Raw genomic sequence first — 16319 nt, forward strand, 5'->3', positions numbered from 1 at the left:
TCCCGGCCCCTTATCGCTGGAAGTCATAAATCGCGCCCAGATGTAAAATCTGCGTCAGCTCATCCAGCGCCTGATAAACCTCGCGCAGCAGCTGCGGGTCGGCGAGGTCGCTGGCATGCAGGCGATCGCGATAATGCTTTTCAACCCACGCGGTCAGCTGCCGGTAGCGTTCGTCATTCATCAGGCTGTGAGCGTTGACCGCCGCGCGCTCGGCATCGTTAAGCACAACCCGCAGACGTAAACAGGCCGGGCCGCCGCCGTTGCGCATGCTTTCACGTAGATCGAATGCCGCCACTTCATCGATAGGCGATGCGCTATCGGCGGCAAGAGCGGAGAGATAACGCCAGACGTTTTCACGCTGACGGCACTCTTCCGGCACCACGATCAGCATTTTGCCATCGGCTTTGCTCAGTAACTGGCTGTTGAACAGATAAGAGGCCACCGCGTCATCGAGGCTAACCTGCTCGTCAGGGACTTCAACGCTGGTGAATGGAATATTCAGCCTGGCGTTGATCTCCTTCAGCGTCGCCAGTACCTCCCGCTGCTCCAGGAAGGCGTGCTGATGATGGAACAGCACGTGGCGGTTGCTGACGGCGATAACATCATTGTGGAATACGCCATGGTCGATAGCCTGCGGATTTTGCTGAGCGAATACGGTGTACTGCGGGTCGAGCTGATGCAGACGCGCCACCGCTTCGCTGGCCTCCAGCGTCTGACGTGCGGGGTATTTAGCTGGCGCAATGCCGCCGCTGGCTCGCTTACCGTAGACAAAAAACTGCACGCCCTGGCGATCATAATCCCCACAGAAACGGTTATGGTTCGCCGCCCCTTCATCACCTAAATCGCCATGCTGCGGCAGCGCCGCGTGATGCGCGAAGTAACGCTCATCGGCGAAGGTCGCCCTGAGGATGGCCGAGGTGATCGGCGCTTCCTGCATGCGGTGCAGCTTATTGTTGAGGTTGGCGACCGTAAAGTGCACTTTCCCATCAGCGCTATCCGCCGACGGCGACACGGTGGCGGCGTTGGCGGTCCACATCGAGGAAGCGGAGCTAAAGGCCGACAATAGCTGCGGGGCCTCTTTAGCCGCACGCTGGATAACCTGCTCGTCGCGACCCTGAAAACCAATACTGCGCAGCATCGTCATATTTGGCCGCGGCTGCGGCGGCAGAATGCCCTGTACAAAGCCACGATCGGCCAGGGTCTTCATCTTATAAAGCCCCTGCAGCGCCGCCTTCTTCGGGTTAGATAAACCGTCGCGGTTGTTTTGTGACGCTTCGTTGCCTACCGACAACCCGGCGTAGTGGTGCGTTGGCCCCACCAGGCCGTCAAAATTCGCTTCAAATCCAGACATAGTGTCCTCACAAAAACGGTTATCAGAATGGCAGACCTGGCGACGTCGTCGCCGGCAGCGTCAGCGTTTCGCTGACCAGAGAAGCCATCGGCCAGGCGCAATAATCGGCGGCATACCACGCCGAAGCGCGATGGTTGCCGGAGGCGCCGACACCGCCGAATGGCGCTTTGCTGGAGGCTCCGGTGAGCGGTTTGTTCCAGTTAACAATCCCGGCGCGCGCTTCGTCGGCCAGCTTGTCGAACAGCGCCGGGTCGGCGGAAATCAGCCCCACCGCCAGGCCGTAGCGGGTGTTATTGGCGATCGCGATCGCCTCATCGAACTGGTCATAACGAATCACGGTCAGCAGCGGGCCGAAGTACTCTTCATCCGGTACCGCGATCCCGGTAACATCGATAATTCCCGGCGTCAGCACGGTTGAGCGCGGATCAGGCTGGCTCATGCGCAGCAGCACATTGCCGCCCAGCGCTTCCAGCTTCGCCTGCGCCGCCAGCATGCCCTGCGCGGCGGTTTGCGAAATCACCCCGCCCATAAACGGCTGCGGATCGGCGTCCCATTTACCGGCGCGGATCTGCCGGCTGGCAGCAATCAGTTGTTCAAGTAGCGCATCGCCCTGTTCGCCGCGCGGTACCAGTAAACGACGCGCGCAGGTGCAGCGCTGCCCGGCGGAGATAAAGGCCGATTGAATAATCACGTTCAGCGCCGCAACGCTATCGACAACGTCGGCCACGATCAGCGAGTTGTTGCCGCCCATCTCCAGCGCCAACATTTTCTCCGGCTGGCCGCCGAGGTAGCGGTGGAAATGGAAGCCAGCGGCGGCACTCCCGGTAAACAGCACCCCGTCGATATCGCGGTTTTCCAGCAGCGCCTGGCCGGTATCTTTCGCCCCCTGCACCAGGTTCAGCACCCCGTCCGGGATCCCGGCCTGCTGCCATAGCTGAACGGTGAGTTCCGCGGTCGCCGGCGTCAATTCGCTCGGTTTAAATACCACGGTGTTACCGGCGATCAGCGCCGGGATAATATGGCCATTCGGCAGATGCCCCGGGAAGTTGTAAGGGCCAAACACCGCCATCACGCCGTGCGGCTTATGGCGCAGCAGCGCTTTGCCGTCTGGCATAGCGGACTCGCGATAACCGGTACGTTCGGCGTAGGCATCAATGGAAATCCCGGCCTTGCCGATCATCGCCTGTACTTCAGTACGGGTTTCCCACAGCGGCTTGTTGGTTTCACGGGAAATTAACGTCGCCAGCGCCTCTTTATTCTCTTCCAGCAGTGCAGCGAAACGCTGAACCACGGCAATGCGTTCGCTTAATGGGCGATGCGACCAGCCATAAAACGCCTCGCGCGCGGCAGTACAGGCGGCCTGCACATCGGCCGCGCCGGCGCTGCTCGCCTGCCATAAAATAGACTGGTCTTCCGGCGCCAGTTTGGTTAACGGCGCGCCTGCGCCCTGCTGCCACTTACCTGCTATAAACTGTGCGTTTACCGCCATGATCTGTTTTCCTCTGGATTGAGTGTCACCGCGTGAACCCGGTCGGTGGCATTGACCTGCAGGGCGTCCAGCGCCTGCTGATCGAGCGCTCCCGGCGTCTCTTGCGCGATGAGCACCGCGCGGAAATTATCAAACTGTCCGTTGGCGACGATGGTTGGCGTCGCCTGCGGCGTCATGAGTTGCAGCGCCGGCAGCGAGTAGCTCTCTCTGATGGCGCGAATATTATCGGTTTCTGCTTCCAGTACCGGGCCGGCATCGAAGATGTCGACGGACCCGCGCCAGCTAAACCCCTCTTTTTCGAGAATAGCCCGCGCCGGCGCGGTATTAGCATGAACCTGGCCTATCACCTCGCGGGCATCATCCGGCAGCAGCGAGATGTAAATCGGGTAAGCCGGCATCAATTCGGCGATAAAGGTTTTCATCCCTGTACCGGTGAGGCGGTCGGCATCGGCGAAAGGAATATCGAAAAAGTGGTGCCCCAACGCATCCCAGAACGGCGAATTACCCTGCTCGTCGCTGCGCCCGCGCAGCTCGGCGAACAGATGCGGTGAAAACCACTCGCGGAACGCGGCAATAAAGACAAACCGCGCTTTGGAAAGCAGCAGGCCATTGCGGTTCTTCTGGTACTCAGGGTCCAGAAACAGGGTACAGAGTTCGCTGTGGCCGGTATGGTCGTAGCTTAAATTGAGCAAATCCTGATGCTTGTAAACCCCAAGCTCTTTGGATGCCCGTACCGTTTTCTGAATACGAAAATTGTAGAACGGTTCGTCGAGCCCCACCGCGACCTCAATGGCGCTGACGCCGACAACCCGGCTCAGTTCGGTATCTTCCAGAACAAACAGAAACCCCTGTTCGCCGCGCGTCAGCTTGCCGGCAAAGGTCTCCACGCTGCGTTTGATCCGTGCGGCGAGGCGCACGGCATCATTGGGCAGCGAGGTCATTCCCACGCCCGCCCGGGAGGCCAGGCGGACAATATCATCGAGGTCGTTTTCCCGTACGGGACGAAATAACATCATAGGCCGTCTCCCGGATTAGCTGGTTAAGCGGGCGACGGCGCGCTCAAGGCGCACGAAGGCTTCATCAATATCCGCCAGGGGAATATTGAGCGCCGGGGCGAAACGCAGTACGTCCGGCCCGGCTATCAGCGCGATCAGTCCCTCTTCCGCCGCCAGATTGGTCAGCGCTTTGGCTTTGCCGCGCAGATGGCTTGCCAGTTCGGCGCCAATCAGCAGCCCCATCCCACGCACGGCGCTAAAGAGATCATATTTGGCGTTCAGCGCATTGAGTTTATCGACGATAAGGGTATGGCGTTCGCCCACGCCCGCCAGCAGCGCGCTATCCATTTGCGCCAGCACGCTATTAGCGACGGTCGCCGCCAGCGGGTTGCCGCCGAAAGTCGTGCCGTGAGTACCCGGCTGGAACACCTGCGCCCAGGCCTCTTTCGCCAGCATCGCGCCAATTGGGAAGCCGCCGCCCAGCCCTTTCGCGCTGGTGAGAATATCCGGAACCACGTTGTAATGCTGGTAAGCATACAGTTGGCCGGTACGCCCGGCGCCGGTCTGCACTTCATCAAAAATCAGCGTCGCTTCATGCTCATCACACAGCTCGCGCAGTGCCTGCAGGAATTGCGGATCCGCTGGCATGACGCCGCCTTCGCCGATAATCGGCTCGACGATGACCGCGCAGGTGCGGGAAGAGAACGCCGCTCTCACCGCGTCGATGTCGTTATATGGCAGGTGGGTGATGTCCTGCGGTAACGGCGCATAGTCGCTGGAGTATTTCGGCTGCCCCCCTACGGTCACGGTAAACAGAGTGCGGCCATGGAAAGAGTTTTTGAAGGCGATAATTTCGCTCTTGTCAGCGCCGAATTTGTCGTGCGCATACTTGCGCGCCAGCTTCAGCGCGGCTTCGTTGGCTTCAGCACCGGAGTTACAGAAGAAAATTTTATCGGCGAAGGTCGACTCCACCAGGGTTTTCGCCAGCTGCAGCACCGGTTCGTTGGTATAGCCGTTGCCGATGTGCCACAGCTTATCCAGCTGCGCTTTCAGCGCGTTAGCCAGCGCCGGATTCGCATGACCCAGCGCGTTAACCGCAATGCCGCCAGCCACGTCAATGTACTCTTTACCCTGCTGGTCCCAGACGCGGGAGCCCGCCGCTTTCACCGGGATAAACGGCGCGGGAGCGAAACACGGAACCATATAAGCATCAAAATCTTCGCGAGTGATACTGCCTGACATAACAATTCTCCGGAACGAGGATCGGCGGCATAAATTGGCCAATCGTGAATAGTCGAATTTAACAATTTCCCTTTAGCCGTTTTCAGGGCGCACACGTCCCGCTGCGATGACAAATATTTTCACCACAACTGAAATAAGCCATTTTATTTGTATGGATATATGTTAATTCACGGTTAATACCTTGTGTATTGCGTGAGCTAATGCTGGGCCCTGACGAGCAACAAAGTCAATACAACCATGAATCATTTTATTCACTTTTAGAGGATCATCAAGATAATGAAAAATATGAAAAAATTATTTCTATATTCACTTATCTGCATAAAATATGCATATCCATGCATGACATACAGGCACCTGGTCGTGCTTATTTATTCAAATGCAACCCCAAAAAACTAACAAAAATGTAAAATTCGGAATAGCCGTCAAATACTGGTTTATAAAATTGGTGATAACATTCATCACACAGATTTTACTGCTGTACCTATTCCACGGTTTTACACGACACAAATAACATTGAGATACAGGACTCTTATGGAAAAGTTATCTTACGCATCTGAAAGTAGTACATCTCCATGGACCACTTACCTGCGCCAGATCGACCGCGTCGCGCCGTATCTGGGCGACCTCGCCTACTGGGTGGAAACTCTGCGTCACCCGAAACGCGCGCTGATCGTTGATATTCCAGTGCAGATGGATGATGGCACCATCCGCCATTTCGAAGGCTATCGCGTACAGCACAATCTATCGCGTGGACCGGGTAAAGGTGGTGTTCGCTACCATCCGGATGTCGATCTTAACGAGGTAATGGCGCTTTCTGCCTGGATGACCATTAAGTGCGCCGCGGTCAATATTCCTTACGGCGGAGCCAAAGGCGGCATCCGCGTCGACCCGTTCTCACTGTCTGAAGGCGAGCTGGAACGTCTGACTCGTCGCTATACCAGTGAAATCGGCATTATCATTGGGCCACAGAAAGATATCCCGGCGCCGGACGTTGGCACCAACGGTAAAGTGATGGCGTGGATGATGGACACCTACTCCATGAATCACGGCACCACTATCACCGGCGTGGTTACCGGTAAACCGATTCATCTCGGCGGTTCGCTGGGCCGTGAAAAAGCCACCGGCCGCGGCGTCTTCGTCACCGGTCGTGAAGTGGCTCGTCGCAACGGGATCGAAATCGAAGGCGCGAAAGTGGCGCTGCAAGGTTTTGGTAACGTCGGCAGCGAAGCCGCTCGTCTGTTTGCAGACGTTGGCGCGCGCATTGTCGTGATCCAGGACCATACCGCGACCCTGTTCAACGAAGGCGGCATCGACATGCAGGCGCTGACCGCATGGCAGGCCGAGAACAAGAAGATTGCTGGTTTCCCGGGCGCGCGTGAAATCGCCAAAGAAGATTTCTGGACCACCGAGATGGATATCCTGATCCCGGCGGCGCTGGAAGGCCAAATCACCCGTGAACGCGCGGAAAAAATCAGCTGTAAGCTGATCCTCGAAGGCGCCAACGGCCCGACCTATCCGGACGCCGACGACGTGCTGGCCGACCGCGGGGTGATCGTGGTTCCGGACGTTATCTGTAACGCCGGCGGCGTGACCGTCAGCTACTTCGAATGGGTGCAGGACATGGCGAGCTTCTTCTGGAGCGAAGAAGAGATCAACGCCAAGATGGACCGCATCATGACCGATGCTATTGTTCACGTCTGTGATAAAGCCGCCGAGAAAGCGTGTTCTCTGCGTACCGCGGCCTACATCGTCGCCTGCGAGCGCATTCTGCTGGCGCGTAAAGATCGCGGCATCTATCCGGGCTAATGTCCAGGTAATCCAGATACGAAACCCGGACTCGCCCGGGTTTTTTATTTTTTTCTCCACGTGCCAGCCTGCCTTTCCCACAAAAAACGCACATTGCGTTAACCTATTTTTATCTTCGTGACTTGAAATCAGTAAATCCCCGCGCCTAAAATCATTAGAGCTCTAATGATTTTGCAGGCGGAACATGGATAACCGACAGCTTAACTTTTCCCATCTCTTATACTTAACCGCGCATCACTGGCGGCTGGCGGTTAACCGGCGGTTAAAAAATCTAGGCATGAGCCAGGCGTCATGGGTGGCGGTGTCAGCCATTGCCCGCAACGAGCAGCCCCTCTCGCAAAGCGAACTGGCGCAGGAACTGGGGGTCGAAAGCGCCACCATCGTCCCGCTAATTAACCGCCTGGTCGAACTTGAACTGGTGGAGCGCGTTAAGCCTGACAGCGATAAACGTAAGCGTCTGTTGGTTGCCACCGCCAAAGGGATGGCGCTCTTTCATCAGGTGAAAGCGGTCGCCGACGACCTGCGCGAGGAGATCCTCACCGCCATTACTCCGGAAGAGCGTGAGCAAACCCACCGGGTACTGGAAAAGCTGCTGCACGAGGTGGAAAAGAAATAATGCCTCGTCGCGAAGCTAATCCTTATGTGCCCCACGACTGGGCGCCGCATGAAAAACCGGCGATGCTCGGTTCGCCGTCGACGCCGATTCACAGTACGCCAAAACGCGTCGCTTACGGCATCGTCGGACTGCTGGTGTGCCTGACCGGCGCGCTGGGTAATGCCGTCGTTACCGCCAACCTGCAGCTGCTGCAGGGCACTTTTGCCGCCTGGTCGACGGAAATCGCATGGCTGCCGGCGGTCTACGTTATGACTAACGTTTCCATCAACCTGCTGCTGGTGAAATTTCGCCAACAGTTTGGCCTGCGCGCCTTTACCGAAGGCTTCCTGGTACTGTATGTACTGGTCACATTCTTCCACCTGTTCGTCAACGACCTCAGCTCGGCAATGATGGTGCGCGCGGCGCACGGCATGGTGGCAGCGGCGTTGAGTTCACTGGGAATTTACTATCAGGTGCAGGCCTGGCCGGCGCGCCACCGCCTGAAGGCGTTGACCATCGGTATCACCGGATCGTCGCTGGCGATCCCGCTGGCGCGTCTGTTCTCGACCGAACTGCTGCAGATTGACGAATGGCGCGGGCTCTACTTCTTTGAGCTCGGCCTGGCGCTGGTGTCGCTGGCCTGCGTCATCGCGCTTAAACTGCCGCCGAGCGACCGCAAAAAAGTGTTTGAGAAGAAGGACTTTATTACCTTCTTCCTGCTGGCGCCCGGTATGGCTTTAGTCTGCGCGGTCCTGTCGCTGGGCCGTCTGGACTGGTGGTTTGAGGCGCCGTGGCTTGGCTGGTCGCTGGCGGGAGCGGTGGTGCTGATCGTTTCGGCTATCGCCTTCGAGCATAATCGCGCTAACCCGCTGCTTAACACCAAATGGCTTTCCAGCGGCAGTATCCTTCGTCTGGGACTGATTATGCTGCTGATTCGCATAGTGCTGGCGGAACAGAATACCGGAGTCATCGGCTGGCTGCAGTACGTCGGCTTGCAAAACGAGCAGATGACCAACCTGGCATGGTCGATTTTCGCCGGTATCGTCTGCGGTATCGTCGCCAGTTGCCTGACGCTTAACCCGCAGCGCCTCTACTGGCCCACCGCGACCGCGCTGGCGTTGATTATGATTGCCTCCTTGCTTGATAGTCAGTCCACTGCCCTGACCCGTCCGGAACAGTTGATGTTCAGCCAGTTTTTACTAGGCTTCGGCAGCGCCTTCTTCCTTGCGCCGGCCATGCTGGCGGGAATTGGCGGGGTGATTGCCGACCAGCGGAATCTGGTCAGCTTCTCGGTACTGTTTGGCATGAGCCAAAATATCGGCGGCCTGCTCGGCTCAGCTATCCTCGGTACTTTTCAGACCTGGCGCGAAAAATTTCATTCCAGCCAGTTGGCCGATCAGATAACCACGTTGAACCCGTTGATCGCCGAGCGACTGCAGCAGTATAGCCAGATGTACCAAAGCCAGATTGGCGACAGCACGTTATTGAACGTGCAGGCTACCACGCTGCTGCAAAACGCCTCGACGCTACAGGCCAATATTCTCGCCTACAATGACACTTATCTCCTGACGGCGGCGATCTCTGGCGCCACGCTGGTGTGGATTTTCTGGCGCTTAATCAGATTGCGAATCACCGCCCGTATCGCGTTAAAACGCGCAACCGGCAACAAATAATAAGATAATTTATACTCTGGAGTGGTTATGAGTCAGCAGGACGCGGCCAGGCAACAGGCCAATACCCGAAACAACATCCGCGTGGTGTCTATTTTTACCGCCGCGGCGATCGGCATCGTCGGCGTATTGGTTATTCTTTACGCCTGGCAGTTGCCCCCTTTCACCCGGCATAGTCAGTTTACCGATAACGCTTACGTGCGCGGTCAGACGACGTTTATCAGCCCGCAGGTTAACGGGTATATCACCGCGGTGAACGTCAAAGATTTCGATACCGTTCAGCCGGGACAGGTGCTGTTCCAGATTGACGATCGCATTTATAAGCAGCGGGTGCACCAGGCGCAGGCAACGTTGGCGATGAAACAAGCGGCGCTGAAAAACAACCAGCAGCAGCGGAAAAGCGCCGAAGCGACGATCGCCAAAAACGAGGCCGCCTTGCAAAACGCCCGCGCGCAGAATCAGAAAACCCAGGCCGATTTAAAACGCGTACAGGAGCTTACCGCGGATGGGTCGTTATCCATTCGCGAACGCGACTCCGCGCGGGCCAGCGCGGCTCAGGGCGCTGCCGATATCGAACAGGCGAAAGCCACACTGGAGATGTCGCGCCAGGATCTGCAGTCCACTATCGTCAATCGCGATTCGCTGGAGGCCGACGTGGCCAGCGCCAAAGCGGCGCTCGAGCTTGCCGAAATCGACCTGCAAAATACGCGGATTATCTCCCCGACGACCGGGCAACTGGGGCAAATCTCCGTACGCCTCGGCGCTTATGTCAGCGCCGGTACGCATTTGACCTCGCTGGTACCGCCTCAGCACTGGGTTATCGCCAACCTGAAAGAGACGCAGCTCGCCGAGGTGCGCGTCGGCCAGCCGGTTACCTTCTCGGTCGATGCGCTGAATAGCGAAACCTTCCACGGCAAGGTACAAAGTATTTCGCCAGCAACCGGCGTCGAATTCAGCGCGATCTCGCCGGATAACGCAACCGGCAACTTTGTCAAAATCGCCCAGCGAATTCCTGTCCGTATCGCGGTCGATGAGGGGCAGAAAAACAGCCATCGTCTGCGCCCGGGAATGTCGGTGCAGGTGACGATTGATACCCGCGCGGAGAATAAACAATGATCCGCCCGTTAACCCTTGCCGTGGCGCTGGCGCTGGTCGGTTGTCAGTCTGCCGATGTACCACGCGCGGAGCCCACGCTGGCGATCCCTGCCGCCTGGCGGGCCGATGTGGGTCCATCCAGCCCGGTGGAAGGCGTGTGGTGGCGCAATTTTCACGATAGCGCGCTTAATCAGTATGTCGATCGGGCGTTGCGCTACAACAGCGACGTCCTGATCGCCCGCGAGCGGGTTAACGAGTATCAGGCGCGTGCCTACGCCGCTGATAGCAGCTTATTCCCCTCGCTTGATGCCAGCCTGACCGGTACCCGCGCTCGCGCACAGTCCGCCGCGACCGGTCTGCCCATCCACAGCACGCTGTACAAAGGGGGCCTGACCGCCAGCTATGACGTCGATATTTGGGGGGCCAACCGCAGCGCCGCCAGCGCAGCCGAAGCCAGCCTTGAAGCGCAGAAAGCCGCTGCCGCCGCCGCTAATCTGACCGTGGCGACATCGGTCGCCGTCGGCTACGTCACCTTGTTGTCATTAGACGAGCAGTTGCGGGTCACCCGCCAAACGCTGAAATCGCGAGAAGATGCGTGGAGTCTGGCTAAACGGCAGTATGAAACCGGCTATACCTCGCGCCTGGAGCTCATGCAGGCGGATTCAGAGCTACGCTCCACGCGGGCGCAGATCCCGCCGTTGCAACATCAAATTGCCCAGCAGGAGAACGCCCTGAGCGTGCTGTTGGGCGACAATCCCGGTACGGTGAAACGCAATGAATTCGCGCAACTTACCCCACTACGGCTGCCCTCGCAGCTGCCATCATCGCTAATGAGCCGCCGTCCTGACATTGTACAGGCTCAACGACAGCTGGTGGCCGCCGATGCCACCCTTGCCTCGTCGCAAGCGCAGTTGCTGCCATCGATTAACCTGACCGCCACCGGCAGCCTGCAGGACCGGACGCTGCCGGAACTGCTCGATAATCCGCTGCGGCTCTGGAGCATCGGCGGCAGCATTCTGGCGCCGTTACTCAACCGCCAGGCGCTAAATGCGCAGGTTGATGTCTCGATGGCCCAGCGCAATCAGGCGCTGTACGGGTATGAGAAAACCGTACGCGGCGCGTTCAAAGAGGTGAACGATAGCCTGGATGCCATCAGCCGCTACGGCGAACAGTTAAGCGAGCTCCAGGAGCAGGAATCGGTCGCCGCAGAAACGTTGCGTATCGCGCAGAACCGCTATCGTAACGGCTATTCTTCTTATCTGGACGTGTTGGATGCGCAAAGAACGTTGTTCTCCACTCAATTAAGCGTGGTGCAGGTGAAAAATAATCTTCTGCTGGCGCAGATTGATTTGTACCGGGCGCTGGGAGGCGGCTGGTCTGACTCATCAGGGAGCTAAATGGGGAAGCGTCATATGCAACAACAGTGGTCGGCAGTAGACAATTATTTGATTGAGGCCTTAATCCCCGGCGATCCTGTGCTCGATCGGGTACTGGAAAACAACCATCGAGCCGGGCTGCCGGCACACGATGTCGCCGCCAATCAGGGGCAGTTTCTCGCCCTGCTGGTACGGCTTACCCAGGCTAAGCGGATACTGGAGATCGGTACTCTCGGCGGCTATAGCACCATCTGGATGGCGCGCGAGCTTCCTGCCGACGGCCAACTACTCACGCTGGAGGCCGACGCGCATCATGCCCAGGTGGCGCGGGAGAATCTGCAGCTGGCGGGCGTTGACCAGCGGGTCACGCTGCGAGAGGGGCCGGCGCTACATTCTCTGGAGGCGCTTGGCGAATGTCCCGCTTTCGACCTGATCTTCATCGATGCCGATAAGCCGAATAATCCCCACTATCTGAGCTGGGCGCTACGTTATTCCCGCCCAGGAACCTTAATTATTGGCGATAACGTGGTACGCGACGGTGAAGTGGTCAACCCACAGAGCGCCGACGAGCGCGTTCAGGGCGTGCGTCAATTCATTGAGATGATGGGCGCCGAGCCACGGTTGACGGCAACGGCGCTGCAGACCGTGGGCACTAAAGGCTGGGACGGCTTTACTCTGGCGTGGGTAAACGCTTAAGCGAGTAGCCCCGGTAAGCGCAGCGCCTCCGGGGACAACCAGCCAGGCTACGGCGTAATTTGCTCCATCGCCTGCAACACGCGTTTGTCCGAGATCGGATACGGGGTACCCAACTGCTGAGCAAAGAAGCTGACGCGCAGCTCTTCGATCATCCAGCGGATCTCCTGTACGTCGTCGTCATCGCGGCGATTCGGCGGCAGCTTATTCAACCACTGCTGCCACGCCTGTTGCACGCTCTCGACTTTTAGCATCTGCGCGCGGTCACGATGCGGGTCGATTGCCAGCTTCTCAAGACGTTTTTCAATTGCCTGCAGATAACGCAGCGTATCGCCGAGGCGGCGGAAACCGTTGCCGGTAACAAAGCCGCGATAAACCAGACCCGCCATCTGCGCTTTAATATCCGACAGCCCCAGGGCCATCGTCATATCTACCCGCCCTTTCAGACGCTTATTGATGTTAAATACCGCCGTCAGGATCTGCTCGACCTGCTTCGCGATATCGACCACCGTGTCGTTCAGTTCGGCGCGCACTTTATCGTGCAGTTTACTAAAGCCCTCTTCGGTCCACACCGGGCCGCCGGCTTCATCGATAAGCTTGTCAACACCACAGGAGATGCAGTCGTCAATCAAATCCAGCACCTTGCCATAAGGGTTGAAATAGAGTCCCAATTTGGCTTTGTTGGGCAGTTTCTCGTGCAGATACTTAATCGGCGACGGAATATTGAGCAACAGTAAACGGCGCAGACCACGCCACATCGCCTGCTGCTGTTCCTGTGGATTATCAAACAGTTTGATGGCAACGCTGTCACGCTCGTCCACCAGCGCTGGCCAGGCTTTCACCTTATAATTACCGCGCTTCTGTTCGTAACTCTCCGCCAGGGTGCCGAAACTCCAGATATGCAGCCCGCTCTGTTCAATACCATCGTCGGCCACCGCCGATAACGTCTCCTGAACTTTACCTTTGAGCGCGTCTTTTAAGACCTGCAGAGAGCGTCCTTCCTGCAGTTTCTTATTTTTGTCATCCACCACCCGGAAAGTGATTTTCAGGTGATCGGGCACCTGATCCCACTGCCAGGATTCGCGGTCGATGGTCACGCCGGTCATTTTACGCAGCTCACGCTCCAGCGAATCCAGTAGCGGCAACGCCAGCGGCGTCGCGCGGCCTAAAAATGCCTCGGCGTAATTAGGCGCCGGGACGAAATTACGCCGAACGGGTTTCGGCAACGATTTGATTAATGCGATGACCAGCTCGCGACGCAGGCCAGGGATCTGCCATTCAAACCCGGCTTCCTCTACCTGGTTGAGCAGCGGCAGCGGAATATGAACCGTTACGCCATCGGCATCCGCACCGGGTTCAAACTGATAGCTAAGACGCAGTTTAAGATTGCCCTGATGCCAGAAATTCGGGTAGTCCAGTTTACTGACCTGCTCCGCCCCCTCTTTAATCAGCATGCTCTTTTCAAAATTGAGCAAGTCTGGCGTTTCGCGGCTGGCCTGCTTCCACCACTTATCAAAGTGGCGAGCGGAGATGACATCGTGGCTAATGCGCTGGTCGTAAAACTCGAACATCGTCTCGTCATCCACCAGGATGTCGCGACGGCGCGACTTATGCTCCAGCTCTTCGATTTCAGCGCGCAGCTTCAGGTTATCGCGGAAGAAAGCATGCCGCGTCTGCCAGTCGCCCTCTACCAGCGCGTGGCGGATGAACAGCTCACGACACAGCGCCGGGTCAATCTGGCTATAGTTGACCTTACGCGCGGCGACGATTGGCAGACCGTAGACGGTGACCTTTTCTGTCGCCATTACCGCGCCCTGCGACCGCTCCCAGTGCGGTTCACTATATGAACGTTTAATCAGATGCTGGGCCACCGGCTCGACCCACTCCGGCTCAATGCGGGCGGCAATGCGCCCCCACAGGCGGCTGGTCTCCACCAGCTCCGCAACCATCGTCCACTTCGGCGGCTTCTTGAATAGACCGGAGCCGGGGAAGATAGAGAACCGGGCATTACGGGCGCCGGTATACTCCTGTTTATCGGAGTCCTTCATCCCGATATGCGACAATAAACCGGTCAGCAGCGCGGTATGAATCTCACGGTACTCCGCTGGCTCGCTGTTGATCGGCAGACCGAGTTCTTTCACGACCTGGCGCAGTTGGGTGTAAATATCCTGCCATTCACGCACGCGTAAATAGTTGAGGAAATCCACCCGGCACTGGCGGCGGAACTGATTCGAGGAGAGCGCCTTTTGTTGTTCGCCGAGATAGTTCCACAAATTGACAAAAGCAAGGAAATCAGACTCTTTATCGTGGAAGCGACGATGCTTTTCATCGGATGCCTGCTGCTTGTCCATGGGGCGCTCGCGCGGATCCTGAATCGACAGCGCGGAAGTGATGATCATCGCTTCACGCACGCAGCCATGTTTCTGCGCTTCCAGCACCATCCGCGCCAGACGCGGATCCACCGGTAGCTGGCTGAGCTGGCGGCCCAGCGGGGTCAGCTTATAGGCCGTTGCCTGCTCATCGGTGGTGATGGCGCCGAGCTCTTCCAGCAGACGAACGCCATCCTGGATGTTGCGCTTATCCGGCGCTTCGACAAACGGAAACGCAGCGATATCGCCCAGCCCCAGAGCGGTCATTTGCAGAATGACCGAGGCCAGGTTGGTACGCAGAATTTCCGGGTCGGTAAATTCCGGCCGCGACAGGAAATCGTCTTCCGAGTAAAGACGAATACAGATGCCTTCAGACACACGTCCGCAACGGCCTTTACGCTGATTAGCGGAGGCCTGTGATACTGGCTCGATAGGCAGGCGCTGCACTTTTGTACGGTAGCTGTAGCGACTGATGCGAGCGGTACCCGGATCGATAACGTATTTGATGCCCGGAACCGTCAACGAGGTTTCGGCAACGTTGGTTGCCAGGACAATACGCCGCCCGCTATGGGACTGGAAGACCCGGTTCTGCTCGCTGTTGGACAGGCGGGCGTACAGCGGCAGCACTTCGGTATGGCGCAGATCCAGCTTATTCAGCGCATCGGCGGTATCGCGAATTTCCCGCTCGCCGCTCATAAAGAGCAGGATATCGCCGGGCCCTTCGCGCCCCAGTTCATCGACGGCATCAAAAATCGCCTGTAGCTGATCGCGCTCGGTATCGTCTGCCTCTTCCACTATCGGCCGATAGCGCACTTCCACCGGGTAAGTCCGCCCGGAGACTTCGATAATCGGCGCATTATTGAAATGCTTTGAGAAACGTTCCGGGTCGATGGTCGCCGAGGTAATGATAATTTTCAGGTCCGGGCGGCGCGGCAGGAGCTCTTTCAGATAGCCCAGCAGAAAATCAATGTTCAGACTGCGCTCGTGCGCCTCATCAATAATGATGGTGTCATACTGCATCAGCAGGCGATCCTGCTGGATTTCCGCCAGCAGGATACCGTCGGTCATCAGCTTAACCATGGTGTTTTCGCTGACGTGGTCACTGAAGCGCACTTTATAACCAATACAGCCGCCCGGCTCGCTCTGCAGCTCTTCAGCAATACGGTTAGCGACGGTGCGCGCCGCCAGTCGACGCGGCTGGGTGTGGCCAATCAGGCCTTTCAGGCCGCGCCCCAGCTCCATGCAGATTTTGGGTAGCTGAGTGGTTTTACCAGAACCGGTCTCACCGGCGACGATCACCACCTGGTGATCGCGCACCGCTTCGAGAATCTCTTGTTTTTTCTGGCTAACCGGCAGGTTTTCCGGATAGGTGATTGCCGGACGCGCGGCTTCGCGTAGCAGGACTTTCCCTGCTGCCTGCTCTATCTCCCGCGCCATCTCGTGCAGAATGGCCTGCTGGGCATCAGGATTTTTAACCTTCTTTGCGCCATGCAGGCGGCGGCTATAGCGCGATTTATCGCGCAGCATCAGACCATCGAGCCGTTCATAGAGCTGCGAGAAAGTGATTTTTTGTTGTTCTGTCATAACGTTATCGGGCAGCGCTCTGCCGGAAAAATCTCTCATGAAATATTGCTGTAG

At 57.6% G+C, this 16319-nt stretch carries 11 protein-coding genes; 6 read left to right on the plus strand and 5 right to left on the minus strand.

Annotated elements, in window-relative coordinates; all coding sequences use genetic code 11:
* Window positions 1-10 precede the first annotated feature (10 nt).
* From astB to ABLU78_RS02480, 4 genes are read right to left on the minus strand one after another with little or no spacing between them, the layout of a single operon-like run.
* Window positions 11-1351 carry an N-succinylarginine dihydrolase gene (gene astB, locus ABLU78_RS02465; RefSeq protein ID WP_048228801.1) on the minus strand — a complete coding sequence of 447 codons (1341 nt, stop codon included), beginning with the start codon at window positions 1349-1351 and terminating at the stop codon, window positions 11-13.
* Window positions 1352-1373: 22 nt separating this feature from the next.
* Window positions 1374-2840, minus strand: coding sequence for a succinylglutamate-semialdehyde dehydrogenase (gene astD / locus ABLU78_RS02470; RefSeq protein WP_048228802.1), 1467 nt, complete (start codon window positions 2838-2840; stop codon window positions 1374-1376).
* The gene (gene astA, locus ABLU78_RS02475; RefSeq protein WP_162182298.1) at window positions 2831-3853 is read right to left on the minus strand and encodes an arginine N-succinyltransferase; all 1023 of its coding nucleotides are present in this window, start codon (window positions 3851-3853) and stop codon (window positions 2831-2833) included. The genes astD and astA overlap by 10 nt, the downstream gene beginning before the upstream one ends.
* 18 nt (window positions 3854-3871) lie before the next feature.
* The gene (locus tag ABLU78_RS02480) at window positions 3872-5077 is read right to left on the minus strand and encodes a bifunctional succinylornithine transaminase/acetylornithine transaminase (protein ID WP_048228803.1); all 1206 of its coding nucleotides are present in this window, start codon (window positions 5075-5077) and stop codon (window positions 3872-3874) included.
* A 531-nt stretch (window positions 5078-5608) separates the two neighbouring features.
* Here ABLU78_RS02480 and ABLU78_RS02485 point away from each other — a divergent pair.
* The 6 genes from ABLU78_RS02485 (at window position 5609) to ABLU78_RS02510 (ending at window position 12315) form a co-directional block, all read left to right on the plus strand.
* Complete coding sequence (locus tag ABLU78_RS02485; protein ID WP_015366353.1) at window positions 5609-6883, plus strand: Glu/Leu/Phe/Val dehydrogenase; 1275 nt, start codon at window positions 5609-5611, stop codon at window positions 6881-6883.
* A gap of 184 nt (window positions 6884-7067) precedes the next feature.
* Entirely contained in the window at window positions 7068-7499 is a 432-nt protein-coding gene (locus tag ABLU78_RS02490) for a MarR family transcriptional regulator (RefSeq protein ID WP_015366352.1), read from the plus strand.
* The gene (locus ABLU78_RS02495) at window positions 7499-9151 is read left to right on the plus strand and encodes an MFS transporter (RefSeq protein ID WP_048228804.1); all 1653 of its coding nucleotides are present in this window, start codon (window positions 7499-7501) and stop codon (window positions 9149-9151) included. The genes ABLU78_RS02490 and ABLU78_RS02495 overlap by 1 nt, the downstream gene beginning before the upstream one ends.
* Window positions 9152-9178: 27 nt before the next feature.
* A complete protein-coding gene (locus ABLU78_RS02500; RefSeq protein WP_045393907.1) occupies window positions 9179-10264 on the plus strand; it encodes an HlyD family secretion protein in 1086 nt (361 codons plus the stop codon).
* Entirely contained in the window at window positions 10261-11640 is a 1380-nt protein-coding gene (locus ABLU78_RS02505) for an efflux transporter outer membrane subunit (protein ID WP_048228805.1), read from the plus strand. Before ABLU78_RS02500 ends, ABLU78_RS02505 begins: the two co-directional genes overlap by 4 nt.
* Window positions 11641-12315 (plus strand): O-methyltransferase, encoded by a 675-nt coding sequence (locus ABLU78_RS02510; protein ID WP_075208663.1) that lies wholly within the window; start codon window positions 11641-11643, stop codon window positions 12313-12315.
* A gap of 47 nt (window positions 12316-12362) precedes the next feature.
* On the opposite strand, the gene hrpA is transcribed toward ABLU78_RS02510, so the two are convergent.
* On the minus strand, window positions 12363-16265 hold the full coding sequence (hrpA, locus tag ABLU78_RS02515) for an ATP-dependent RNA helicase HrpA (protein WP_048229291.1): 3903 nt from the start codon (window positions 16263-16265) through the stop codon (window positions 12363-12365).
* Window positions 16266-16319 lie beyond the last annotated feature (54 nt).

The organism is Klebsiella sp. JN_Kp122, from assembly GCF_040062085.1.
GTDB lineage: Bacteria > Pseudomonadota > Gammaproteobacteria > Enterobacterales > Enterobacteriaceae > Klebsiella > Klebsiella aerogenes.